At 71.5% G+C, this 24,260-nt stretch carries 22 protein-coding genes; 5 read left to right on the top strand and 17 right to left on the bottom strand.

Features of this window, described 5'->3' with window-relative positions:
• Window positions 1-37 precede the first annotated feature (37 nt).
• The gene (locus VT50_RS00225) at window positions 38-535 is read left to right on the top strand and encodes a DUF3180 domain-containing protein (RefSeq protein WP_046087124.1); all 498 of its coding nucleotides are present in this window, start codon (window positions 38-40) and stop codon (window positions 533-535) included.
• 49 nt (window positions 536-584) lie between these two features.
• Here the strand turns inward: VT50_RS00225 and folE are convergent, their stop codons facing one another.
• The 6 genes from folE to dacB all read right to left on the bottom strand — a co-directional run bounded on the left by folE (window position 585) and on the right by dacB (window position 8,318).
• The gene (folE, locus tag VT50_RS00220; protein ID WP_046087125.1) at window positions 585-1,190 is read right to left on the bottom strand and encodes a GTP cyclohydrolase I FolE; all 606 of its coding nucleotides are present in this window, start codon (window positions 1,188-1,190) and stop codon (window positions 585-587) included.
• A 128-nt stretch (window positions 1,191-1,318) separates the two neighbouring features.
• Window positions 1,319-3,361, bottom strand: coding sequence for an ATP-dependent zinc metalloprotease FtsH (gene ftsH / locus VT50_RS00215; protein WP_046087126.1), 2,043 nt, complete (start codon window positions 3,359-3,361; stop codon window positions 1,319-1,321).
• A 255-nt stretch (window positions 3,362-3,616) separates the two neighbouring features.
• The gene (gene hpt / locus VT50_RS00210) at window positions 3,617-4,156 is read right to left on the bottom strand and encodes a hypoxanthine phosphoribosyltransferase (protein WP_046087162.1); all 540 of its coding nucleotides are present in this window, start codon (window positions 4,154-4,156) and stop codon (window positions 3,617-3,619) included.
• Between the two features lie 61 nt (window positions 4,157-4,217).
• Entirely contained in the window at window positions 4,218-5,330 is a 1,113-nt protein-coding gene (tilS, locus tag VT50_RS00205; protein WP_046087127.1) for a tRNA lysidine(34) synthetase TilS, read from the bottom strand.
• 210 nt (window positions 5,331-5,540) lie between these two features.
• Window positions 5,541-6,680 carry a zinc-dependent metalloprotease gene (locus VT50_RS00200; protein WP_046087128.1) on the bottom strand — a complete coding sequence of 380 codons (1,140 nt, stop codon included), beginning with the start codon at window positions 6,678-6,680 and terminating at the stop codon, window positions 5,541-5,543.
• Between the two features lie 87 nt (window positions 6,681-6,767).
• On the bottom strand, window positions 6,768-8,318 hold the full coding sequence (dacB, locus tag VT50_RS00195) for a D-alanyl-D-alanine carboxypeptidase/D-alanyl-D-alanine endopeptidase (RefSeq protein WP_420822161.1): 1,551 nt from the start codon (window positions 8,316-8,318) through the stop codon (window positions 6,768-6,770).
• 197 nt (window positions 8,319-8,515) lie between these two features.
• Here dacB and VT50_RS00190 point away from each other — a divergent pair, with 197 nt between their 5' ends.
• Window positions 8,516-9,007: an inorganic diphosphatase gene (locus VT50_RS00190; protein ID WP_014061662.1), complete on the top strand. Its 492-nt coding sequence runs from the start codon at window positions 8,516-8,518 to the stop codon at window positions 9,005-9,007.
• Between the two features lie 116 nt (window positions 9,008-9,123).
• Here the strand turns inward: VT50_RS00190 and VT50_RS00185 are convergent, their stop codons facing one another.
• The 3 genes from VT50_RS00185 to VT50_RS00175 form a co-directional block, all read right to left on the bottom strand.
• Complete coding sequence (locus tag VT50_RS00185; protein ID WP_046087130.1) at window positions 9,124-10,830, bottom strand: threonine/serine exporter family protein; 1,707 nt, start codon at window positions 10,828-10,830, stop codon at window positions 9,124-9,126.
• A 218-nt stretch (window positions 10,831-11,048) separates the two neighbouring features.
• Window positions 11,049-11,756: a DedA family protein gene (locus tag VT50_RS00180; RefSeq protein WP_046087131.1), complete on the bottom strand. Its 708-nt coding sequence runs from the start codon at window positions 11,754-11,756 to the stop codon at window positions 11,049-11,051.
• 126 nt (window positions 11,757-11,882) lie between these two features.
• Entirely contained in the window at window positions 11,883-12,659 is a 777-nt protein-coding gene (locus tag VT50_RS00175; RefSeq protein ID WP_046087132.1) for a MerR family transcriptional regulator, read from the bottom strand.
• A 124-nt stretch (window positions 12,660-12,783) separates the two neighbouring features.
• Between VT50_RS00175 and leuE the strand changes: the two genes are divergently transcribed.
• Together leuE and gad are read left to right on the top strand one after the other, a co-directional pair.
• Complete coding sequence (gene leuE, locus VT50_RS00170; protein WP_046087133.1) at window positions 12,784-13,515, top strand: leucine efflux protein LeuE; 732 nt, start codon at window positions 12,784-12,786, stop codon at window positions 13,513-13,515.
• Between the two features lie 88 nt (window positions 13,516-13,603).
• Window positions 13,604-15,016, top strand: a complete 1,413-nt coding sequence (gad, locus tag VT50_RS00165; protein WP_046087134.1) for a glutamate decarboxylase — start codon at window positions 13,604-13,606, stop codon at window positions 15,014-15,016.
• 31 nt (window positions 15,017-15,047) lie between these two features.
• Here the strand turns inward: gad and VT50_RS00160 are convergent, their stop codons facing one another.
• From VT50_RS00160 to VT50_RS00130, 7 genes are all read right to left on the bottom strand, one after another.
• Entirely contained in the window at window positions 15,048-16,358 is a 1,311-nt protein-coding gene (locus tag VT50_RS00160) for a hypothetical protein (protein ID WP_046087135.1), read from the bottom strand.
• 74 nt (window positions 16,359-16,432) lie between these two features.
• Window positions 16,433-17,218: an ABC transporter permease gene (locus tag VT50_RS00155; protein ID WP_046087136.1), complete on the bottom strand. Its 786-nt coding sequence runs from the start codon at window positions 17,216-17,218 to the stop codon at window positions 16,433-16,435.
• Window positions 17,215-18,213: a daunorubicin resistance protein DrrA family ABC transporter ATP-binding protein gene (locus tag VT50_RS00150; protein WP_046087137.1), complete on the bottom strand. Its 999-nt coding sequence runs from the start codon at window positions 18,211-18,213 to the stop codon at window positions 17,215-17,217. Before VT50_RS00150 ends, VT50_RS00155 begins: the two co-directional genes overlap by 4 nt.
• 167 nt (window positions 18,214-18,380) lie before the next feature.
• Window positions 18,381-19,010, bottom strand: a complete 630-nt coding sequence (locus VT50_RS00145; RefSeq protein ID WP_046087138.1) for a PadR family transcriptional regulator — start codon at window positions 19,008-19,010, stop codon at window positions 18,381-18,383.
• Window positions 19,011-19,081: 71 nt separating this feature from the next.
• Entirely contained in the window at window positions 19,082-19,648 is a 567-nt protein-coding gene (locus tag VT50_RS00140) for a DinB family protein (RefSeq protein WP_046087139.1), read from the bottom strand.
• Between the two features lie 126 nt (window positions 19,649-19,774).
• Entirely contained in the window at window positions 19,775-21,232 is a 1,458-nt protein-coding gene (locus VT50_RS00135) for an aldehyde dehydrogenase family protein (RefSeq protein ID WP_046087140.1), read from the bottom strand.
• A gap of 89 nt (window positions 21,233-21,321) precedes the next feature.
• Entirely contained in the window at window positions 21,322-22,185 is an 864-nt protein-coding gene (locus VT50_RS00130; protein ID WP_046087141.1) for a helix-turn-helix domain-containing protein, read from the bottom strand.
• 305 nt (window positions 22,186-22,490) lie between these two features.
• Here VT50_RS00130 and VT50_RS00125 point away from each other — a divergent pair, with 305 nt between their 5' ends.
• Window positions 22,491-22,979, top strand: a complete 489-nt coding sequence (locus VT50_RS00125; protein ID WP_046087142.1) for an ATP-binding protein — start codon at window positions 22,491-22,493, stop codon at window positions 22,977-22,979.
• Window positions 22,980-23,068: 89 nt separating this feature from the next.
• Here the strand turns inward: VT50_RS00125 and VT50_RS00120 are convergent, their stop codons facing one another.
• Window positions 23,069-24,220, bottom strand: coding sequence for a site-2 protease family protein (locus tag VT50_RS00120; protein ID WP_046087143.1), 1,152 nt, complete (start codon window positions 24,218-24,220; stop codon window positions 23,069-23,071).
• Between the last annotated feature and the right edge of the window lie 40 nt (window positions 24,221-24,260).

The raw sequence follows: 24,260 nt of genomic DNA, 5'->3' as shown, positions 1-24,260 counted from the left end.
GACGCTGGCACGTACTGGATTGAGGGGCGACCGCTCGGTGAAGCAACTTCGGATCGGGGTGCTGGTCGGGCTGTTCGCCGTGGCCGGTGTGGTGTCGTGGGCGGGAGCCCGGCTGTGGGACACCTTCGGGTCGCTGCCGAGCGTCCCGGTGGCCGCGCCGATCGTGCTGGCCCTGATCGCGGTGGTGCTCGTCGCCACCGCGCTGTCGCTGCGGTCCCGGCTGCGCGCCCAGCGGGAGCGGCAGCCCGACGCCAAGGGCGTCGACCCGATGGTGGCCGCCCGGGCGGTGGTCTTCGGGCAGGCCAGCGCGCTGGTGGCGGCGCTGGTGGCGGGGATGTACGGCGGGGTGGGCGTCTTTCTGGCCATGGAACAGCTCGATGTGCCCGCCCGTCGCGATCAGGCGTTCTACGCCGGGGGCTCGGTCCTGGCGGGCGCGGGGGTGGTGGCGGCCGCGTTCTTCCTGGAGCGGGTGCTCAAGCTCCCCGAGGACGACGACAACGACGGCAACGGCCCGAGCGCGTCGGCCCGCGCCTGAGGCCGCCAGAGGCCGTCGGCTGTGTGGTGTACGGGGCTGCGGAAGCCGCTCAGCGGGCCATGATGAGGCTCATCGCCTCCGCCCGGGTGGCCGGGGCGCGCAGCTGGCCGCGGACGGCCGAGGTGAGGGTCTTGGCGCCGGGCTTGCGCACCCCGCGCATGGTCATGCACATGTGCTCGCACTCGACCACCACGATCACCCCGCGCGGCTCCAGTATCCGCATCAGGGAGTCGGCGATCTGGGTGGTCAGCCGCTCCTGGACCTGGGGGCGGCGGGCGAAGACGTCGACCAGCCGGGCGAGCTTGGACAGCCCGGTGATCTTGCCGTCGTGGGACGGGATGTAGCCCACGTGGGCCACGCCCACGAAGGGCACCAGGTGGTGCTCGCAGGAGGACATCACCTCGATGTCCTTGACCAGCACCATCTCATCGTGGCCCAGGTCGAAGGTGGTGGTCAGGACGTCCTCGGGCTCCTGGCGCAGCCCCGCGAAGATCTCCTTGTACGCACGCGCCACCCGGCCCGGTGTCTCGCGCAGCCCCTCCCGGTCGGGATCCTCGCCGACGGCGATCAGCAGCTCGCGGATCGCGTTCTCGGCGCGCTTCTCGTCGAACACGCCGATGGGGCTCTCGCCGTCCAGCGTCACCGGGTCGGTCATGGACTGCCTCGTTCCTCACATACACCCACACGAACGCGAAAATGCCGCGTCCACCAGGCTAGAACCTGGTGGACGCGGCATTCATTCCGGGGCCGCCGGGAGCGGAAGGCCGCCCCCGGTGGCGGGGGTCAGCTCTCCGAGCCGGAGCCCGAGCCCTCGGGACGCTCGACGCCGTCCTCCGGGGCCGTGCTCTTGGTCAGCGAGGCCGCCGAGGTGGGCTGGGCGCCGTTGGCCGGGGCCAGCTCCTTGGGGGAGAGCACCGGCGGACGGGTGGAGGGCGTACGCCGCGAGGAGCCGGTCCACGCCGGGCGGGCCGGGCGCTTGACGACCGGGGCGAAGATCTCGGCGATCTCCTCCTTGTTCAGCGTCTCCTTCTCCAGCAGCGCCAGCACCAGGTTGTCCAGGACGTCCCGGTTCTCGACCAGGATCTCCCACGCCTCGTTGTGCGCGGCCTCGATGAGCTTCTTGACCTCCTCGTCCACCAGCGCGGCGACCTCTTCCGAGTAGTCGCGCTGGTGAGCCATCTCACGGCCGAGGAACGGCTCGGAGTTGTCGGAGCCGAACTTGATCGCGCCAAGCCGCTCGGTCATGCCGTACTGCGTGACCATCGCGCGGGCCGTGGTGGTGGCCTTCTCGATGTCGTTGGACGCGCCCGTGGTCGGGTCGTGGAAGACGAGCTCCTCCGCGGCCCGGCCGCCCATCATGTAGGCGAGCTGGTCCAGCATCTCGTTGCGCGTGGTCGAGTACTTGTCCTCGTCGGGCAGGACCATGGTGTAGCCCAGGGCCCGGCCTCTGGAGAGGATCGTGACCTTGTGCACCGGATCGCTGTTCGGAGACGCCGCCGCGACCAGGGCGTGACCGCCCTCGTGATACGCGGTGATCTTCTTCTCCTTGTCGCTCATGATCCGGGTCCGCTTCTGCGGTCCGGCCACGACCCGGTCGATCGCCTCGTCCAGGAAGTGGTTGTCGATCAGCTTCCGGTCGCTGCGGGCCGTCAGCAGGGCGGCCTCGTTCAGCACGTTCGACAGATCGGCGCCGGTGAAGCCGGGGGTGCGGCGGGCGACGGCCGACAGGTCGACGTCCGGGGCGACCGGCTTGCCCTTCTGGTGGACCTTGAGGATCTCCAGCCGGCCCTGCATGTCCGGGCGGTCGACGGCGATCTGCCGGTCGAAGCGGCCCGGGCGCAGCAGCGCCGGGTCGAGGATGTCGGGCCGGTTGGTGGCGGCGATCAGGATGACCCCGCCCTTCACGTCGAAGCCGTCCATCTCGACGAGCAGCTGGTTCAGCGTCTGCTCGCGCTCGTCGTGGCCGCCGCCCATGCCCGCGCCGCGGTGCCGGCCGACGGCGTCGATCTCGTCGACGAAGACGATGGCCGGGGCGTTGGCCTTGGCCTGCTCGAACAGGTCGCGGACCCGGGAGGCACCCACACCCACGAACATCTCGACGAAGTCGGAGCCGGAGATCGAGTAGAAGGGGACACCCGCCTCGCCCGCGACGGCGCGCGCGAGCAGCGTCTTACCCGTACCGGGCGGCCCGTAGAGCAGCACACCCTTGGGGATCTTGGCGCCCACGGCCTGGAACTTCGCCGGCTCCTGCAGGAACTCCTTGATCTCCTGGAGCTCCTCGACCGCCTCGTCGGCCCCCGCCACATCGGTGAAGGTCGTCTTCGGCGTGTCCTTGGTGATGAGCTTGGCCTTCGACTTGCCGAAGTTCATCACCCGGGAGCCGCCACCCTGCATCTGATTCATCAGGAACAGGAAGACCACGACGATCAGCACGAACGGGAGCAGCGAGAGGAGGATCCCGACGAAGGGGTTCTGCTTCGACGTCGAGACGTTGTACCCATCGGGGATCCCGCCCTGCTTCTGGGCGTTGGCCTGCAAGGTCTTGGCGAGATCGACGCCCTGGTCACCGATGTAGGTGGCCTGGAGCTTGTCGCTGCCCTCGATCTTGGCGACGTTGTCCTTGAGGTTGATCTTTACCTTGTGCTCGTCGCCGGTCGTCAGCTCGGCGGACTGGACCTGGTTCTGGTTGATCGCCTTGACGACCTGACTGGTGTCCACCGACTTGTAGCCGCCGGACGAGCCGACGACCTGCATCAACACGACCACGGCGAGGACGGCCAGCACGATCCACATGACCGGCCCACGGAAGTAGCGCTTCACGTCCATCCATACGGGGCGAAGCCGCCCCGTCCCTCCTGCCACAGTGAGGCACGGCAGCCCTGGAGGGGCGCCTGTGCGTGCGGTGTATTGCGGTGTATTTGCGGTGTATGAGCTGTGTAATCCTCAGTCTCGAAAAAGACTGACCTTCGGACGGTACCCCAGCATTGTCACCCGACGCCGCCGTGGACTGCTAACAAAACCGCCTTCCCCAGCTCCAACGGCGGAAAACCCCGCCAGGTTCCCAGGGGGCGGCGGCGCCCGTCAGCCGCCGTAGACGTGCGGGGCCAGGGTGCCGACGAACCGAAGGTTCCGGTACTTCTCGGCGTAGTCCAGCCCGTAGCCGACGACGAACTCATTGGGGATGTCGAAGCCGACCCACTTCACCTCGATGGCGACCTTGGCCGCCTCCGGCTTGCGCAGCAGGGTGCAGACGTTCAGCGAGGCAGGCTCGCGCGAGCCCAGGTTCGACAGCAGCCACGACAGCGTCAGTCCGGAGTCGATGATGTCCTCGACGATCAGGACGTGTTTGCCCTTGATGTCGGTGTCCAAGTCCTTCAGGATACGCACCACGCCGGAGGACTGGGTGCCCGCGCCGTACGACGACACGGCCATCCAGTCCATGGTGACGGGCGTGGAGAGGGCACGCGCCAGGTCCGCCATCACCATGACCGCACCCTTGAGCACGCCGACGATCAGCAGATCCCTGCCCGCGTACTCCTCGTCGACGGCGGCGGCCAGCTCGGCCAGCTTCGCGTTGATCTCTTCCTCGGTGATGAGGACCGACTTCAGGTCGGTGCCCATGTCCTTGTCGTCCACCCGCGCCACTCTCGTTCGACTAACCGGCTCAACTGGCTCGGGCGGATCAGCCCTGCCGGATGACCAGTCTGCCACCCTCCCGCTGGACCTCGACGCGGCCGGGCAGGTTGATGGCCCGCTGCCCCCGCCAGCCGGTGATCAGCCGGTCCACCTCTTCGATGTGGCGGGCGAAGAGCGAACCGGCGGGCGCGCCCGCGGCGATGGCGGCCCGGCGCAGCACCCGGCGGCGGACGGCGGTGGGCAGTCCGTGCAGGCCGACGGTGTCGAGGTGCACGGACTGCGCGCCACCGGCCGCCGCCGGTGCGGTGGTCATCACATCGGCCTCGGCGCGGGCGGCCCAGGCGTCGAGGGCGTCGGCGTCGTCACGGGAGAGCTGGGCGGTGCGGGCGAGCGCCTCGACGACGCCCTTGCCCAGCGCCTTCTCCAGGATGGGCAGCGCCTCGTGGCGGACCCGGGAGCGGGTGTAGGAGGGGTCCACGTTGTGCGGGTCGTCCCAGACGGGCAGCGACTGGGCCAGGCACGCCTCGCGGACGGTGTGCCGGTCCAGCTGGAGGAAGGGGCGGCGGTAGCGGCCGCCGGTGCCGGAGACCCAGGCCATGCCGGACAGCGAGCGGGTGCCGGAGCCGCGGGCGAGGCCGAGCAGAACGGTCTCGGCCTGGTCGTCACGGGTGTGGCCGAGCAGGACGGCGGCGGCGCCGTGGCGCTCGGCGGCGGCGTCCAGCGCGGTGTAGCGGGCGTCCCGGGCGGCGGCCTCGGGGCCGCCGCTCCGGCCGACGGCCACGGCGATCGCCTCGACCGGCGCCAGGCCCAGGGCCCGCATCCGGTCGGTAACCTCGGCGGCGCGGGCGTCCGACCCCTGCTGGAGGCCGTGGTCGACGGTGACCCCACCGGCGCGCAGCCCGACCCGCGGGGCCTCGAAGGCGAGGGCGGAGGCGAGCGCCATGGAGTCGGCGCCGCCCGAGCAGGCGGCGAGCACGAGCGGTGCGTCATCCCGCGGGCCGGAGCCGCGGGGGGCGGGGGCCGAAGCCGCCGGGGAGAGGGAGGGGCGCGCGGAGGGCGATGAGGCGGCCGAGTGCGCGGCCGAGTGGGCGACGAGAATCTCCTGGAGGACGCGGCGGACCGCGAGGCGTATCGCGGCGACCGCTGGATGGGGACCCATGTCCGTTTCCCATCTGTCATTCGAGGGGGTGCCTCGGGGGGTACGAGGAGTACGAGCGGTACGGGCGTTTCGTCACGCTGCGTATGTCGATGGTGACAGAAGCGAGCTGTTCCCCGAGCATCGCACGCCTACCCGTCGCCAACGGTCCCTCGGACGAGTGATTAAAGGGGGCGTTCGTCCGTTTCCGCGGGTGCCGGGGGTGTGCCGGTTCTAGGAGTCCGCCTTGCGGTGCACCCGCGCGACCCACTCGGCGGGTTTGCTGATCTCCGCCTTGGTCGGGAGGGTGTTGGGCGAGGTCCAGACCCGGTTGAAGCCGTCCATCCCGACCTGGTTCACCACGGCCCGTACGAACCGCTCCCCGTCACGGTACTGCCGCAGCTTGGCGTCGAGCCCCAGCAGCTTGCGCAGCGCCTGGTCCAGCCGGCCCGCGCCGCTCGCCCGGCGCTTCTGGAACTTCTCCCGGATCTCCGCCACGGACGGCACGACCTCCGGCCCCACCCCGTCCATGACGTAGTCGGCGTGGCCCTCCAGCAGCGACATCGCCGCGGTCAGCCGGGCCAGGATCTCCCGCTGGGCCGGGGTCTGGACCAGCTCGATGATGCTGGGGGCGCCGCGCCCGTCCGCCTCGTCCCGCTCCTCGGCGGGGCGGCCGCCGCTCAGCGACTGGACGGCCTCGCGGACCCGCTCCAGCAGGGTGGCCGGATCCACGTCGGTCTCGCCGAGGAACGCCTGGATCTCGGACTCGATGTGGTCGCGCAGCCAGGGCACGGCGGTGAACTGGGTGCGGTGGGTCTCCTCGTGCAGCGCCACCCACAGCCGGAAGTCGTGCGGGGCCACGTCGAGTTCGCGCTCGACGTGGACGATGTTGGGCGCCACCAGCAGCAGCCGGCCGCCGCCCGGGGAGCCCGGCAGCTCACGGGTCGAGGGCGCGAAGGTCTCGTACTGGCCGAGCACCCGGGAGGCCAGGAAGGACAGCAGCATCCCCAGCTCGACCCCGGTCACCTTGCCGCCGACCGCGCCCAGCACCGCCCCGCCGGACAGTCCGCCGCGCCGGTCCTGCACCTTGCCGAGCAGCGGCTTGAGGATCTGCCGGAAGCCCGCCACGTTCGCCCTGATCCAGCCCGCCCGGTCCACGACGAGGACGGGGGTGTCGGAGGCCGGGCCGCCGGAGACGGCCATCCGGGTGAAGGCGCGGACGTGCTCCTCCGAGGACTTGGCGTGCCGCCGCAGCTCCGCGACGACCGCGCGCGCCTGGTCGCGGCTCACCTCGGGACCCGGGCGCACCAGCCGGGTCGCGGTCGCGACCGCGAGATTCCAGTCGACCATCTCCACACCACCGATGCTCGTCATGGCTTCACGGTACGTGGCCCGCGCCCCATCCGGGAGGACACCGGGGTCCGCACTGGCGGCCGCCCCGCGTCCGGGTGGCCCCTCCGCTCAGCGGCAGCCGCAGTTGGCGAGGGCCGAGGCCATCCGGTCCAGGGCGCGCTGGGCGCCGGTGGCGTCGGTGGTGCCGTTGGTCAGATACGCGAAGACCAGCAGCCGCCCGTCCGCGTCCACGACCGAGCCCGCGAGGCTGTTCACCCCGGTGAGGGTGCCGGTCTTGGCGCGGACCACGCCCCGGCCGACCCCGTCCTGGGCGTAACGGGTGCGCAGGGTTCCGGTGAAACCGGCCACCGGCAGCCCGGTGAGCAGCGACCGCAGTTCGGGGTGGCCGTGGTCGGCGGCGCGCACCAGCACCTGGGCGAGCAGCCCGGCGGAGACGTGGTCGGCGCGGTCGAGCCCGCTGCCGTCCGCGATCCGGGCACCGCCCAGCGGCAGCTCGAGCTTGCGCAGCCGCTGGGTCACGGCCTTCGCCCCGCCCTCGAAGCTGGCGGGCTCGCCCGCGGCCAGGGCGGTCTGCCGGGCCAGGGCCTCGGCGATGTCGTTGTCGCTGGTGGTCAGCATCCGCTCGACGAGCGAGGACAGCGGCTGGGAGCGTACGGAGGCCACCGTACGGGCGCCCTTGGCGGCCTCGCGCGCCCCGGGGTCGCCCTTCACCTCGACGCCGCGGTCGCGCAGCATCCCGGCGAAGGCTCCGGCCGCGTCGGCGGCCGGGTCCTCGGCGCGCGGGGCGGGACCGTGGTCGCTGTCGTCCGTACGGCCCTCATCGGCCATCAGGGGGACGACGGGCGAGAGGTTCTCGTTGGGGCCGATGGTGTGGAGCTTCGGCCCGGAGTAGAGCGAGGTGTCATAGCCGAGCCGGTAGGGGCCCGCGCCGCGCTTCTTCAGGGCGCGGGCGGTGTCATCGGCCAACTGGCGGAGTGCGGCGGGGTGGTCGTCCCCCTTGACGGCCCGTGCGGTGAGCGTCGGGTCGCCGCCGCCGACCAGCACGATGTCATGACTGCCCGCGCCCGCCACGACGCTGGTCCTGATGCGGTGGTCCGGGCCGAGGGCGGAGAGGGCCGCGGCCCCGGTCGCGAGCTTGATCGTCGAGGCGGGGACGGCGGCCGTGCCCGCCTTGGCGCCGAACACCTGCTGACCGCTGGTCACGTCCATCACCGCCACCGAGCGCTCATCGCCCAACGCGGGGTCCTTCAGCAGCGGTTCGAGGGTGTCGGCGAGCCCCGCCCCGGTGGGCGGCGGCACGGCGTCGTCGCCGCTGTCCGGCGACCGGGGCGCGGGCCGCGTGCCGAGCGCCGCCAGGACGGGCGCCGCGCTGGGCGCGGGGCGCTCCGGGCCGCCGTGGCGCCCGCCCGGGGCACCGTCCTCGGCGGCCCGGGCGCGTTCGGCCGTCCGCTGACCGCCGTCCCAGGGCCCGGCCACCAGCACCGACCCCACGGCCACCACCAGGCCGGTCGCCGCGGAGACCGCCACCAGTTGCCAGGTCCGCTGCTGCTCCCGGGGCGTACTCCGCCATGCGCGCCGGACGCGGGCGCGCACGCGGTCCCATTGGCGCAGCCCGCGCCCGCGCATTCGGTCCCATTGGCGCAGCCCACGCCCGCGCATTCGGTCCCATTCGCGCAGCCCACGCCCGCGCATCCGGCCCAACTCGCGTCGCCCACGGCTCAGCCGGTGCCCCAGCCACTCCCTGACCTGCCTCGATCGGGCTTCAGGCACGACCGACCAGCCCCTTTCGCCACCACACACCTGCGTGGGGGACACTTAATCACCAGACGTATGTGTTGATCATGGAGGAGCCACCCGTGGAGTTCGACGTCACCATCGAGATCCCGAAGGGTTCGCGGAACAAGTACGAGGTGGACCACGAGACGGGTCGCATCCGCCTTGACCGGCGACTCTTCACGTCGACCAGCTACCCCGCGGACTACGGCTTCGTCGAGAACACCCTCGGCGAGGACGGTGATCCGCTGGACGCACTGGTCATTCTCGACGAGCCGACGTTCCCCGGCTGCCTGATCAAGTGCCGTGCCATCGGCATGTTCAGGATGACCGACGAGGCGGGCGGCGATGACAAGCTGCTTTGCGTACCGGCCTCCGACCCCCGGGTGGAGCACCTGCGTGATATTCACCACGTTTCAGAGTTCGACCGCCTGGAAATCCAGCACTTCTTCGAGGTCTACAAGGACCTGGAGCCGGGGAAGTCGGTCGAGGGGGCCAACTGGGTGGGCCGCGCCGAGGCCGAGGCCGAGGTGGAGGCGTCCATCAAGCGTCTCGAGGCCGCCGGCGGCCACTGAGTCCCCGAGTCCTGAGTCCTGATCCGCGCCGGGAGGGCGGGGCACCGTACGGGTGCCCCGCCCTCCCGCGTTTCCGGACCGGGGGCCGCCCGGGGACCGTCTCGTCCCGGGCCCGGTCAGAAGCCCCGTGTGCGCTTGGCGGCGCGGCGGCCGGAGGGGTCGGCGTCCGCGCCGGGCATCTTCAGGAAGAGGCGCGCGGCCTCGCTTCCCAGGTTCACCCCTATGGCGATCGCCAGGGCCAGTGCCGCCGCCTGGGTGAGGTGCGGAATCCCGCGGTCCAGGTTGCCCTGGGCCAGTGCGAGCAGCCCGAAGTAGGTCGCGCTACCGGGCAGCAGGGGCCCTATCGCCGCCGTGACGTACGGCAGCGCCGAGGCGTATCGATACCGCGAGAGCAGCTGGCCGAAGAGGCCGACCAGCCCGGCGGCCACGGTCGTGGCGGCCACCGGCGGGACGTTGGCCGTGTCGGCCAGCGCACCGTAGACCACCCAGGCGACCCCGCCGTTGAGCGTGGCGAACAGCACGGTGTGACGTTCCTGCTGGAGCAGGATGCAGAAGGTCAGCGCGAGCAGCATCGCCGCCAGTATCTGGATGTACGGCCGCTCCACATGGCGCAGCGCCGCGTCCGGGTTGAGCTTGGCGTCGAGCTGGAGCCCCCCGTAGAGCACCGTGAGCACCCCGCAGACGATGCCGACGATCAGATAGATGACCTCCAGCAGCCGCGCAGCCGCGGTGATGTAGTAGCCGGTCAGCCCGTCCTGGACGCCCGCGACCAGGGCCCGCCCCGGGATCAGCGCGAACAGCCCACCGGTGATCACGGCGGACGCCTGGAGCCCGGAGTTGGCGAGGCTGAGCGCCACCCCGATCGCGGCGGGCGGCATCGCCGCGGCCACGAACTGGTAGAACTCCGGAAGCCCGCGCCCGGAGGCCAGCCACGCCAGCCGGTCGCCGAGCATCGCGCCGAGGGCCGCCGCGAAGAAGACCGGCCACTCACCGCCGACCAGCATGCTCGCCGCGCCCGCCAGCCCGCCGCCGGCCAAGGTGAGCGCCCAGCCGGGGTAGGGGTGGCGGTTACGGCGTATCTCGGCGAGCCGCCGGTACGCCTCCTCCAGCGTGAAGTCGTCCCGCGAGGTGATGTCGTCCACGAGCCGGAAGACCGCGGACAGCCGGGTGTAGTCGGTGCCCCGGCGCCGTACGGTACGGCTGGCCGTGACCGGGTCGTCGACCAGCGAGGGCTGGTAGCTGACCGACAGCAGGGTGAAGGTGACGGTCGGCTCGCAGCGGTCGAGCCCGTACGCGTGCGCCACGCCGAGCATCGCCGCCTCGACGTCCTCGGCCCCCTCGCCGCCCGCGAGCAGCAGTTCGGCGATGCGGAGCGTGAGGTCGAGCACACGCGGTACGGCCGGGCCCGTCTCGTCCTGCCGCTCGACGTTCTCGGGCGTCGGGCGCTCGCTGATCGGCATGCGCAGCATCGTGCGCATCCGGTCCTGCCAGGGGGCTTCCTTGGTCAGCCGGACGACGGGGATGCCGTTCGGCGGGGTGATGATGGGGAAGCCGCCGGTGGTCTGGTTGTTGGAGGCGGTCTTCACCCCGGCGGGCGGCACGAACGCCGAGCCCCCGGGCTCGGCGGGGGTCTCCGCCGTCAGCCCGTCCGGAACGGCGAACTCCGACGTCGGGTGCTCGTCCTCGGGCGGCGGCGGCAGGGGTATGCCCAGGGGCGGGGTGAAGGCGCTGTGCGCCTCGTCGGACAGCGGCTTCTGCTGCTCCCCCGTGTCCGTCTCCGCCGCGCTCACGGCACGCGGCACCTGCTGACGGTCCGACCTCACGTCTGCTCGCTCCTCACCAGCCCTCCCCGTACGGTTTCCAGCAGCCAAGGATGCAGCATCGGCGGCCACCGGAGCCCATTGTGCGGTGCGGTGACCGCCGACCGGGAGGTGGGGGCGGTGTGTGACAGATGTGAAGCCTGGTGAAAGGGGGGAAGGAACGACGTGGGAGACGGGGGATCACCGAGGGCGGGCTGACGTCCGCCCCCGCGGCCCGCGGCTCAGCGCTTGGCGTGGCGCCCGCGCGGCCCCTGGGAGGCGGAGCCCGCGGCCGGCCCCTCCGGCTCCGGCTGCGCCGCGGCCTCCTTCTTCGCCTTGCCACGGGCCCGGAGGTACTCGATCACGATCGGGATGACCGACAGCAGCACGATCGCGATCAGCATCAGCTCGATGTGCTGATGTACGAAGTCGACCTTCCCGAGCGCCGAGCCGAGCAGCGTGACGCCGGTGCCCCACAGCACACCGCCGATCACGTTGAAGATGATGAACGAGCGGTAGTTCATCCGGCTCACGCCCGCGATGATCGGCGTGAACGTCCGCACGATGGGCACGAAGCGGGCGAGGATCAGCGACTTCGGCCCGTGCTTCTCGAAGAACTCATGCGCCTTCTCCACGTTCTCCTGTTTGAAGAGCCTGGAGTCGGGACGCCGGAACAGCGACGGCCCCACCTTCCGGCCGAAGAGATATCCGGCCTGGTCACCGAGGACCGCGGCGACCGCCACGGCCACGCACACCAGCCACAGATCCTGCTTGATCACATCGGTGGTCACCAGCAGGCCGGTGGTGAACAGCAGCGAGTCGCCGGGCAGGAAGAAGCCGATGAGCAGGCCGGACTCCGCGAAAACGATGGCCAGGACGCCGAGCAGACCGAAGGTATCGATCAGATAGTCCGGGTCCAGCCACTGAGGGCCGAGCGCGAGGGTGGTCACGGGTGAGGCTCCTGGGTCGAGGAATGCAGGCTCGTGCGAGGCCCGGCCGCAGGGTTCGGGCGGACTGAGTGTTCTTCGCAGTGTGCCGCCCAAAGCTATCAACGCCGTGTGGGTGCCCTCGGTTCCCTATGCGTCGGACACCTCATGGCCGTGCCGCTCCGCGTTGGCGAGGATCGCGTCCCTGAGGTACACGGCCAGCCCCGGCCCGGCCTTGTCGAAGTTCTCCGTGAAGCGGTGGTCCGAGACGTACATCCGGCCCAGGCAGGTGTGCATCTCATGGCCGCACTCGTAGTGGTTGCGGCTGATCCACTGCCGGTGCTCCTCGGCGAGGTCCATCGCCGCCTCGGACTCCGCCGGGGTGCCCGCGCCCATCAGCGCGACGAAGCGGTTGTTGATGTCCTCTCCCTCCGCCAGGATCCGCTTCCAGTCCTCCTTGGTGTACGAGGCCGCCCTGCGCTGGGACTCCCGGTACGCCTCGGTGTTCCCCCAGCGCTGCTCGACCTCCTCCTGGTACTGGTCCGGGTCAGCGTCCCCGAAGACCTCGAACTTCTCCTCGGGGGTCAGGTTGACGCCCATCTTCCGTGCCTCCATGGCTCGTTCGACGGCGGCGGCCATCTTCTGCAGCCGCTCGATCCGGTCGGCCAGCAACTGGTGCTGACGCCGCAGGTGGGCCTGCGGATCGATGTCCGGGTCGTCGAGCAGCACCGCCACCTCGTCGAGCGGAAAGCCGAGCTCCCGGTAGAAGAGGATCCGCTGCAGCCGGTCGAGGTCGGCGTCGTCGTAACGCCGGTGCCCGGCCGCGCTGCGGGCGCCGGGGCGCAGCAGCCCGATCTCGTCGTAGTGGTGCAGCGTGCGCACCGTGACGCCGGCGAAGCTCGCCACCTCTCCTACGGAATAGCTCATGGCCGAATCCGCTCTCTTTCTGTTCGGTACGGGTTCCACGGTGCTCCCTCACGTGGCGTGAGGTGCAAGTCCGGATGGCGAAACCGACTGGGCGGCGCGGCGCTCCGCTGTCATTCTGCCGATCGTGCTGGGAATAACCGATCTTTCGACGTATCTGGCCGGTCTGGCGCTGATCATCCTGCTGCCGGGCCCCAATTCGCTGTATGTGGTCTCGGTCGCGGCCCGCCGCGGCCCCCGTACCGGCTATCGGGCGGCGGCCGGGGTGCTGTGCGGCGACGCCGTGCTGATGGCGCTGTCGGCGGGCGGGGTGGCCTCGCTGCTGCACACCAGCCCGGTGCTGTTCGCGGTGGTCAAGTTCGCGGGCGCGGGCTATCTGACCTGGCTGGCGGTGGGCATGCTCCGCGGGGCGCGGGCGCCGTGGCGCCGCCGCCCGGGAACCGCGGAGGCGCGGGACACGGCGGAGGCGGCCCGGAGCGCGGCGGAGGCGCGGGGCGCGGCGGAGGCGCGGGGCGCGGACGGGCCCGTGGACGCGGCCATGGGGTCCACGGAGGGCGAGCGCCCGTACCGCCGGGCGCTGGTCATCAGCCTGCTGAACCCGAAGGCGATCCTCTTCTTCATCTCCTTCTTCGTCCAGTTCGTGGATCCGGACTATGCCCATCCGGCGCTGTCCTTCGTGGCGCTGGGCGCCTGGGCGCAGCTGTTCAGCATCACCTATCTGACGGTGCTGATCTTCACCGGTACCTATCTGGCGGCCACGTTCCGGCGGCGCCGGCGGCTGCGCGCGGGGCTCTCGGCTGCCGCGGGCACGGCGTTCCTCGGCTTCGCGGCGAAGCTGTCGCTCAGCAGCGCGGGGTAGCCGGGACGCGGTGGCGCGGGACGGGCGGACCGCGGAGGAACGGCGCGGGATCGGGGTTTATCTCCGTTATGCCCCTAATTTAACGAAGATGGCACTTCATAAAGGCACTCCCGGCCACCGCGACCTCGACGAAAGCCCCGACTTCTCCGTCAATCCGGTCTACGGCGAGGCCAATCCGGTCAGCGGCATGACCGCGAGCCCTCCGCGCCACTGCCTGCCGGATGAGCCGATGGCGCCCACGACGGCGTATCAGTTCGTCCATGACGAGCTGATGCTGGACGGCAACGCCCGCCAGAATCTCGCCACGTTCGTCACCACGTGGATGGAGCCGCAGGCGGGCAGGCTGATGTCCGACTGCCTCGCCAAGAACATGATCGACAAGGATGAGTATCCGCGCACCGCCGAACTGGAGCGGCGGTGCGTGACGATGCTCGCCCATCTGTGGCACGCCCCCGACCCGAACGCGGTCGTGGGCTGCTCCACCACGGGCTCGAGCGAGGCGTGCATGCTGGCCGGAATGGCCTTCAAGCGGCGCTGGGCCAAACGGAACCCGGTGCGCTATCCGGCCACCGCCCGCCCCAATCTGATCATGGGCACCAACGTCCAGGTGTGCTGGGAGAAGTTCTGCGACTTCTGGGAGGTCGAGGCGCGGCAGGTGCCCATGGAGGGCGACCGGTTCCACCTCGATCCCCAGGCCGCCGCCGAGCTGTGCGACGAGAACACCATCGGGGTCGTCGCGGTCCTCGGCTCCACCTTCGACGGCTCCTACGAACCCGTCGCCGAGGTGTGCCGGGCGCTGGACGACCTCCAGGAACGCACGGGCCTGGACGTCCCGGTCCATGTGGACGGCGCCTCGGGCGCGATGATCGCGCCGTTCCTCGACCCGGACCTGGTGTGGGACTTCCGGCTGCCGCGGGTCGCCTCCATCAACACCTCGGGCCATAAGTACGGCCTGGTCTACCCCGGGGTGGGGTGGGCGCTGTGGCGTACGACGGACGTGCTGCCCGAGGAGCTGGTCTTCCGCGTCGACTACCTCGGCGGCAACATGCCCACGTTCTCGCTCAACTTCTCCCGCCCCGGCTCCCAGGTGGCCGCCCAGTACTACACCTTCGTACGGCTGGGCCGGGAAGGCTACCGCGCCGTCCAGCAGCAGACCCGCGACGTGGCGCGCTCGCTCGCCGAGCGGATCGAGGCGTTCGGGGACTTCACCATGCTCAGCCGCGGCGATCAGCTCCCGGTGTTCGCGTTCACCACGGCGGAGGGGGTCCGCAACTTCGACGTCTACGACGTCTCCCGGCGGCTGCGCGAACGCGGCTGGCTGGTGCCCGCGTACACCTTCCCGCCCAACCGGGAGGACCTTGCCGTACTGCGGGTGGTGTGCCGCAACGGCTTCTCGCAAGACCTCGCCGGCCTCTTCCTGGCCGATCTGGGGTCGCTGCTGCCGGAACTGCGGTCACAGTCCGCGCCCATGGGGAAGGTCGTCACGTCGTTCCACCACTGAGCCCAGTGTCTCCGGCCGGGGGCGACGGCGGTCAGGGCGTGCGGGCCGGGGTGCGGAGCAGTTCGGCCCGGCGGCGTACCGCCTCCAGCGCACCGGGTCGGCGGCCGGGCACCCGGCCCCGCAGCTCGATCAGCAGCGGGGCGAGGGCACCGGCCCTGCCCCGGTCCGCCACGAACTGCCACTGGTGGTGCGCCCGGTCCACGGCCCCCTCGACCTCGGGGTGCCCGACCGGCTCCCCGTTGCCCAGCCGTGCGCCGGCCACCGCGAGCCACAGCTCGCAGGCGCGGGCCGGGTCCCCGGCGATACGGCAGAGGTCGGCGCGGACCTCCAGCCAGTGGATCGCCTCGTCGGACCGGGGCCCGGCCGTCCGCAGCGCCTCCTGCTCCCAGGCGGCCGCCATCGAGGCCGCCTCGCTGTGCCGCCCCGCGTTGGCCGCCTCGAATATCGCCGCGTGCGTCGAGGCCAGCGGATCGGCCTCGGGCGCCCACCCGGGCGGCGGGGGCGCGGGGGCGTCCGCCGGTCCAGCGGCCCCGGTCGGCCCAGCCTGCTCAGCCGGTACGGCCCGCTCCGCCGCCTCGGCCCCTCCAGTCGCCCCGAGCGGCGCGCTCTGCCCGGCCTGCGCCGCCCGCGGGGCGACGGCCGGGGGCGCGTAGGCATCGGCCGGCTCGGCACCGTTCAGGAGGAGTTCAGGGCCCGGGCCCAGACCGGCGTCCTGGGCGGCGCGCTGGTGGAGCAGAGCGAGGGGCGGGCGTTCGGGGGCGGCCCGCAGCAGGGCGGCGAGCGCCCGGCTGTAGTCCGGCGTGGCCAGCCGCCGCTTGGGCGGGGCGGGTGTCACCGTGCCGTAGAGGGTGAGTCCGGCCGAGAGGGCGGACGGGCCCGCGGTGCTCAGCGGGGGCCAGGCCGTCTCGTCGGCCACCAGGTCGGCGACCACGACGGTGCTGCCCGGCGGCCTCCGGCCGAGCTCGGCGGCCAGCCAGTGCCAGGGCAGCGCCGTATAGCGGGCGGTCCTCGGGGTGGTACGGGCCAACGCCAGGTGCGGCAGCCGCTGTTTGGCGTCGAGGGTCAGCTGGCCCGCGAGATGGACCAGCACCGGGCCCGGGTGCGCGGCGGCGGTCCGCAGATGCGTCAGCACGGTCTGCGGATCGGCCGGGTCGACGAGTTGGACGACGCTGGCGCCGCCGGGCGTGCCCAGCAGCGCCGCCGGTGGCACGGCGGCGAGCTGGGGCAGCGCGGCGGCCGCGTCCATCAGCCGCTGCTTCCCGGCCGGACCGGCGGCGAGCAGCAGGGCGTATCCGGGCCCGCTCACCGTCTCCGCCCCCGTGCCCGACCTGTCGTTCCCCATACCTGCACCGTATCCGCAACCGGCGACGACCGGTGGAGGTGTGACCCGCGCGGCTCGCGGGGCCGGGGGCGCCGTCAGCGGCTGAGCCGCCCGTAACGCCCCACCGCGACCGGGAGGAAGACCGCGGTCAGCGCCAGCGGCCAGCAGACGGCGAGGAGTTGGGCGTGGTCCGCCGCCCAGGAGCCGCCACCACCGCCGGGGCTGCCGAACAGCTCGCGGATCGCGGTGGCCGTCGCCGACATCGGGTTCCAGACCGCGATGGCGCCGAGCCAGTCGGGCATGGTCCCGGGCGAGGCGAAGACGTTGGAGAGGAAGCCCACCGGCCAGACCAGGATCTGGACGGCCTGCACCATCTCCGGGCGCCCGGCGGCCATGCCCAGGAAGATGCCGAGCCACAGCATCGCGAACCGCAGCCACAGCAGCAGCCCGACGGCGAGCAGCACGTCGCCGGGCCCGCCGTGCCAGCGCCAGCCCATCGCGAGCCCGACCCCGAGCAGGACCAGCAGGCCGAGCGCCGACTGGAGCATGTCCAGCACACTGCGCCCGACCAGGACCGCCGAGCGGGCCATCGGCATCGAGCGGAAGCGGTCGATGACGCCCCTGTTGAGGTCCTGGGTGATGGCGAGCATCGTCCCTTCGAGGCCGAACACCATGGTGAGCGCGAGCGTGCCCGGCACCAGGTAGTCCTTGTAGTCGCCGCCGCCCGGGACGGTCATCCCGCCGCCCAGGAAGTAGGCGAACATCAGCAGCATCATGACCGGGAAGACCAGCTGGACGGCCACCTGGACGGGCTGCCGGGCCCAGTGGGCGAGTCCGCGGCGGGTCATGGTCCAGGAGTCGATGAAGGTCGCGGTCGTCATACGGAGATCTCCTCCTGTGCGGTTTCCGCCGTGGTGGTGTCCGCCGTGCTCGGCTCCCCGGTGAGGTGCAGGAAGACCTCGTCGAGGGTGGGGCGGCGCAGCACGATGTCCTCCGCCTCGATCCCGGCCGCCGCCAGCGCCCTTACGGTCTCCGTCAGCGCGGCCACCCGGTCGGTGACCCGCGCGCCGAGCCGCCGCCGGTCGGGGTCGGTCTCGACCCCGGCGGCGCCGGTCGCCCTGGACACGACCGAGGCGGCGGCGGGCAGCTGGGCCGCGTCGTGCAGCACCACCTCGATCCGGTCGCCGCCGAGCCGGGCCTTGAGCTCTTCGGCGGTCCCGTCGGCGATGGCCCGTCCGCCGTCGATCACGCAGACCCGGTCGGCGAGCTGGTCCGCCTCCTCCAGGTACTGCGTGGTGAGCAGCACGGTCGTACCGCCGTCCACCAGCGAGCGGACCGCGTTCCACACCTCCGTACGGCCCCGGGGGTCGAGCCCGGTGGTCGGCTCGTCCAGGAAGAGGATCCGCGGCTGCATGATGAGGCTGGCCGCGAGGTCCAGCCTGCGGCGCATCCCGCCGCTGTACTGGCTGACGGCCCTGGTGCCGGTTCCGGCGAGGCCGAACCGCTCAAGCAGCTCGTCCGCGCGGGCGGCCGCCCGGCGGCCGCCCAGGTGGTAGAGGCGGCCGAACATCTCCAGGTTCTGCCGTCCGCTCAACTCCTCGTCCACCGCGGCGTGCTGGCCGACGAGGCCGATGCGGTAGCGGACCTCGTCGGGGTCGCGCAGCACGTCGTACCCGGCGACCTCGGCCCGGCCGCCGTCGTGCCGCAGCAGGGTGGCCAGGATCCGTACGCAGGTGGTCTTGCCCGCGCCATTGGGGCCGAGCACGGCGTGCACGGTGCCCTGCGCGACGGTCAGGTCGAGTCCGGCGAGGGCCTGTTTGTCCCGGTAGGTCTTCCGCAGCCCCTCGACGACGATCGCGGGATCGCTGTCGGCCAAGGTCTTCCCCTCTCCCTTACGCGTTTCTCCGCGCGACGCGGCCACGCTCCACAGCCTCGTAGTCAAGTTTGACTACGAATACCGGAAGATACCGCTCGCGGCACCGCTAGTCAAATTTGATTAACCGAGGGCGGCTGTCGGCCGCTCCCGATCCGCCTAGTGGTGCCTCAGTCGGCGCCGGGCGTGGCGTACGGGTTGATGACGCCCTCCGGCAGCACCTCCACCGAGCGCTCCCCCTCGCCCGCCATCACATACGCCCCGCCCTCGAGCCGGTCGATCAGCCCACGGGTCCACTCCGCACCACTGTTCGCCGAGTGCACCCAGAACTTCATGATCTCGCCGATATGGCCCCAGTCCTCGGGGGTGCCGTCCGCCGGCGTCCAGTGCCGGGTCACCTCGGCCCGCCACTCCTCCAGCGCCGCCACCCGCCGCTTCAGCAAGGTGATCGCCTCGTCCCTGGGCAGGTCCACGATGAAGCCCACCCCGGCCGTCAGCTCGTCGATCTTCTGGTCATGGCGCAGCAGCGCCTCCCGCAGGAGCCGGAAGTACTCCTCCTCGCCCGCCCCGGTCAGCTCGTACTCGGTCCGCGGCGGCCCGCCGACCGCGCTCGGCGCGACGTCGTGCGCGCGCATCAGCCCTTGCTTCGCCATCTGTTTGAGCGCGTGGTAGATGGACCCGGGTTTGGCGCTGGACCACTCGTGCGCGCCCCAGAACTCCAGGTCGTTACGGACCTGGTAGCCGTGCGCCCGCCCGTGCTGCCGCACGGCCCCCAACACCAGCAGCCGGATCGCTGACATCGCCCGCTCGTCTCCATCCTGGTCCCGACCCCCGAGGTGACCAAGGCTAGGGGACCGGCGGGCCGGGCGGATCACCGCTCCAGGACCGACCAGTCGGGCTCCGGCATCGCCCCCGTCTCGAAGACGAGGTCGAAGGCGCCCTTGCCGTCGATCGTCTCGCGGATGACGTCGGCGTGACCGGCGTGCCGGGCCACCTCCTCGATCAGGTGGAGTACCGCCCAGCGCCAGGTGCGGGTGCCGCCCTCGTCCCAGGGGAGCCGGAGCGCTTCGAACGTCTCGTCCAGCGACGGCAGGGCCCGTACGGCCTCCTCGGTCTCGCGCGCCACCTCGTCGTACAGGGCGAGCAGCGCCTCCACCGTCTCGTCCTCGGTGGGCTCGAAGGTGTGCTCCCACTCGGACATCTGGTCCCTGGGGTCGCCCGCCTCGCCCCGGAGGACGCGCAGCCAGCCGCGCTCGCCCGTGGCCACGTGCTTGAGCACCCCGGCCAGTGAGAGCGCGCTCGCGCTGGGGACGCTGCGGGCCTGCTCCTCGGTCAGGCCGTGCACCGAGCGGCGGATGCCGCCGCGCTGTGCGTCCAGGTACGCCAGCAGCGCGCCGCACTCGCTCTGACAGGCCTCGGGGTTCACGATCACGGGCATGGCCGCCGCCTCTCATCTGGAGGGCGCCCGGGTGCGGCGCCCTTCGATGAACCCCACATTAGGAAGGCTTGCGGTCAGCTTCCGTCCGCGAGCCGCGTCCCCTCTCCCCCGGCCTCAGCGGCCGCCTCAGAACGGGAACTGGCTCCGGCCGTGCTGGATGGAGATCCACTTGGTGGTGGTGAACTCCTCGATCATCGACTCCCCGTTGAGCCGCCCGAGACCGGAGTGCTTCTCCCCGCCGAACGGCACGATCGGCTCGTCGTGGACCGTGCTGTCATTCACATGGATCATGCCGGAGTGGATCCGCTGGGCGAACCGCACCCCGCGCTCGATATCGGCGGTGTGCACGGCCCCGCTGAGCCCGTAGTCGGTGTCATTGGCGATCCGCACGGCCTCGTCGTCGCCGTCGAACGGGATCAGCGTCACCACCGGGCCGAAGATCTCCTGGCCGAGGATGGCCGAGCCCTCCGGGACCCCGCTGAGCACGGTCGGCCCCATCAGGGTGCCCTCGGTGCGGCCGCGCACCAGAGCGGTGGCGCCCTCGGCGATCGTCTGGTCGACGAGCTGGGTGATCGCCTCGGCCTGGCCCTCGTTGATCAGCGGGCCGATATGGGTGGTGGGGTCGACCGGATCGCCCACCTTCAGGGTCTCCACCTTGGCCACGAACCTCTCGGTGAACTCCCGCTCGACCGCCCGGTCCACCAGCACCCGGTTGGCCGCCATGCAGACCTGCCCCTGGTGGACGAAGCGGCTGAAGACGGCCGCGTCCACCGCGTAGTCCAGATCGGCGTCGTCGAGCACGACCAGCGCGCTGTTGCCGCCCAACTCCAGGACCGTGCGCTTGAAGTGGGAGGCGGCCACGGTCGCGACGTGCCGCCCGACCTTGTCCGAGCCGGTGAAGGAGATCACCTTCGGAATGGGGTGCTCGATCAGGGCGTCGCCGATCTCCGCTATGTCGGTGACCACGACATTGAGCAGCCCGGCGGGCAGCCCGGCCTCCTCGAAGACCCTGGCGACCAGACCGCCGCCGCAGACCGGGGTGTTCTGGTGGGGCTTGAGGACGACGGCGTTGCCGAGGGCGAGCGCGGGGGCCACCGACTTCAGCGACAGCAGGAAGGGGAAGTTGAACGGGCTGATGACGCCGACCACGCCCACCGGCAGCCGGTAGAGGCGGTTCTCCTTGCCGTCCACCGGCGACGGCAGGATGCGGCCCTCGGGCCGCAGCGCCAGATGGATCGCCTCGCGCAGGAACTCCTTGGCGAGGTACAGCTCGAAGCCCGCCTTCACATGGGTGCCGCCGCACTCCGCGATGATCGTCTCGGAGAGCTCCTTCTCCCGGTCCTCGATGATCCGCAGCGCCCGCTCGAAGACCGACCGCCGGGCGTAGGGGTTGGTGGCGCCCCACTCCGGCTGCGCCCGCTCGGCCGTCCGGTAGGCCAGGTCCACCTCCTCGACGGTCGCCACGGTGATGGAGGCCAGCTTCTCCCCGTTGTAGGGGTTGAAGTCGACGATGTCCCACGAACCGCTTCCGCCGCGCCACTCACCGTCGATGAACTGAAGGGCCAACTCGGAGAAGTAGGACATGCCATCCCTATCTGCAGGACGCGGTGCCGGACCCCGACAGCCGCGCATGTGGGGGGGTACTCCTGACCACACGTCATCCTACTGACGGGTCACGCTTCGTGAAGGAGGCCCCGGAGCAAATCCCGGCTCTTCTCGGGGGAGAGGCTGTCCGCGCCAAGCCGCTCCAGCACCCGCTCGTACTGCGAGACCTCATCGCGCTTGTCCAGATAGAGCGCGCTGGTGAGCTGCTCCAGATAGACGATGTCGGGGAGGTCGGGCTCCGGGAAGCGCAGCCGGGTGAACGCCCCGCTCTCCCCCGCGTGCCCGCCGAAGGAGAACGGCATCACCTGGAGCGTCACGTTCTGCTGCTCGGAGACGGTGACCAGGTGGCGCAGCTGGGCGGACATCACACCGCGCCCGCCGTACGGGCGGTGCAGCGCGGCCTCGTCCAGGACCACGTGGAACGCCGGGGCGCGCTCGGAGACCAGCAGCTTCTGCCGCTCAAGACGCAGCGCCACCCGTCGGTCCACCTCCGCGGAGCACGCCTGCGGCTGACCGCGGGTGACCACGGCGTGGGCGTAGCCCTCGGTCTGCAGCAGACCGTGGATGAACTGCACCTCGTAGCAGGCGATATCGGAGGCTGCGCCCTCCAGGCCGACATAGGTCTGGAACCAGCCGGGGAGCACATCGCCGTAGCTGTGCCACCATCCGGCGACATTGGCCTCGCGGGCGAGGCCGAGCAGTGCCGTGCGCTCCGCGTCGTCGGTGACTCCGTACAGCGTCAGCAGATCCTCGACGTCCCGCGCCTTGAAGCTCACCCGGCCCAGCTCCATCCGGCTGATCTTGGATTCGGATGCCCGGATCGAATAGCCCGCCGCCTCGCGGGTGATGCCGCGGTCCTCGCGCAACCGTCTGAGTTGAGAGCCCAGGAGGATGCGGCGCACCACCGATCCACTCGACTCGCCTGCGGCCATTTCCGCGGTCCTCCCTGTACGGAAAGCATCCTTGCGAACGGCGCCCCCGCAGCCCCTGAGGGCGAAGTCTGCCACTGTTCGGGCTTCACGCAGTAGGCGCGTCGTTACTCAACCCGATGACGCACGCCAGTGTACGGAGTCAGAAATTCCGGCAAAACCAAGCAGAGCGGACCAACTGCCCCGCGTGCACGTGCATTTGCCCTTGCATCTGACGTGCGCATTCGGAACCATGGGATGTGCGCACGTGCTAGCTGGTACGAAATCTGGCCAGAGTTCGTCACGGCCACGGATGCAGGAGTGCTCGCATGGGGAGCGAAGGTTCGACCCTGCTGGAACCCTTGTGGCAAGGGCTTGCCGCCATCGATCCCGCCGTCGTCTCCGGATCCGTCTCCTGCGCCCTGCCCGCCCGCTATGAAGCGGTCAAGGGGGCCCGGCAGTTCACCGGCTCGACCCTGCGGCAGTGGAACATCCCCGAACTCCTCGACGAAGTGGCGCTCGTCGTCTCCGAACTGGTCACCAACGCCCTCCGGCACGCCCTGTCCGGCACCGTCGGGGCCGGTGAGCCTGAGCGGCCGGTGCGGCTCCATCTGATGCGCGGCCCCTCACGGCTGGTGTGCGCCGTGCGCGACCCCAGCGAGGTGGGGCCGGTGGCAGGGGAGGCGGGCTGTGGCGAGGAGTCCGGGCGCGGGCTCCATCTGGTGGAGTCCTTCACGGACGGCTGGGGATGGCAGCCGCTGGCGGGCTCCCCGCGCGGCAAGATCGTCTGGGCCGTATTCCGGCTCCCCGGCGTGTAGCGCGCAGGGATGCGCGTAGCGCGTCACACGTACGGATACGCATACGCATAGGGGTGGGCAACGGCCCGTCTCCAACGCCGGGCAACCCCTCATGGGCTGGTGGACTCCGGCGGGGCCGTGGTGATGCCCAGGCCGTGCAGCTGGAAGAGCCGGTTCACATCGTGCATCGTGACGATCCCCGCCAGCTGCCCGTGGTCCACCACCAGCACCGGCAGCGCGCCAGCGCCCGGACGCGCCCGCTCCAGCACCTCGCTCAGCAGCTCATCGGGCACGGCCACGGTGCACCGCGCCAGCGGTATCGCCACATCGCGCACCCGCCGCTCCTCCCGGGCCTCGGACGGCACCGCCGCGAGCGCGCGCAGCTGGACGACCCCGCTCGGTCGGCCGTCGAAGTCCAGCAGCGGCATCACCGAATGCCGGGCGTGGGCCGCCACCTCGTCGATGAACCGCCCCACGGCCAGCCAGTCGGCCCCGGTGGCCACCGGGGCGGACATCGCGTCCACCACCCGCACCCCGCGCAGCGCGGCGTTGACACCGGCCCGCTGCCGCTCCGCGTTGGCGACGATCACCATGAAGAGGCCAATGAGCGAGAGCCACAGCCCGCCGTTGTTCCCGCGCAGGAAGGAGATCCAGCCGACCGCGATGAGCACCACGCCGAGGACCTGGCCGCTGCGCCCCGCCGCCCGCTCGGCACGCTCCCGGTCACCGGTGCGCCACCAGATCACCGCCTGCACCACCCGCCCGCCGTCCAGCGGCGCGGCGGGCAGCAGATTGAAGACGCCCAGCAGCAGATTGGCCCAGCCCAGCCAGATCAGCACGGCCGTGGGCACGCCCCATCCGGTGAGCGCGTGCATCCCGATCCCCGCGCCGACCGCGACACCGCCGATGACCAGGCTGGTGAGCGGCCCGATGACGGCCACCCAGAACGCGACCCCGGCGGTGCGGGGCCGTCCCATCTTGGTCATGCCGCCAAGCGCCCACAGCGTCACGTCCTCCACCGAGACGCCCCTTCTGCGGGCGGCGACCGCGTGCGCGGCCTCGTGCAGCAGCAGGCTGCCCATCAGCAGTACGGCGCCGACGACGCTGGCGACGGCGTAGACGGCGCCGGTCCGGCCGGGGGTCCACGCGGGCAGCGTCTCGCGGCCGAGCCCGTAAGCGAGCAGCACGATCAGCACCGGGACGCTCCAGTGCATCCGCAGTGGTACCCCGAGTACACGTCCGACGCGGACCGAGCCGTTCATCGCCGTCTCACATGGGTCGGGTCCCCCCGATCGCCACTAC

The organism is Streptomyces antioxidans, assembly GCF_000968685.2.
Taxonomy (GTDB): Bacteria; Actinomycetota; Actinomycetes; order Streptomycetales; family Streptomycetaceae; genus Streptomyces; species Streptomyces antioxidans.
The sequence above is the reverse complement of the archived record's forward strand: the minus strand, read 5'-3'. Positions and strand labels throughout refer to the sequence as shown.